Raw genomic sequence first — 361 nt, forward strand, 5'->3', positions numbered from 1 at the left:
ATAACATCAGTGCCACCGCGAGTGCTGAACAAAAAATTGAGCTGTATCTCTTCAATGATCTGATCGAGAAGGGTGAGTTCGCCCCAAGTGTTCTGTCTATTACTTCTAATGCGGGTGGCTCAGCTGCTTTGATAGAAGCAGCTCGTCAAGTCGTAGATCAGAAACGAGTGATAGGGTTAAAACATAACGAAGGGTTACTAGGGCAAGCGCGAACAGGTTCGCACGTTATCGAGACTCAATTCAAAGAATTCTCGGCCGTGTTAGATCAACAGGCACAGCAAGAGATGGATAAACTATCGCTGATCAACAACACCCTTTGCGTCACACTGTTAGTGGCGATCATTCTATTCAGCTGGTTAAT

At 45.4% G+C, this 361-nt stretch carries 1 pseudogene; it reads left to right on the forward strand.

What is annotated here, in order from left to right:
• Nucleotides 1-361 (forward strand): annotated as a pseudogene (locus AB4496_RS26785) (methyl-accepting chemotaxis protein); the annotation flags it as partial.

This window comes from Vibrio sp. 10N.222.46.A1, assembly GCF_041473595.1.
GTDB classification, from domain to species: domain Bacteria; phylum Pseudomonadota; class Gammaproteobacteria; order Enterobacterales; family Vibrionaceae; genus Vibrio; species Vibrio tasmaniensis_A.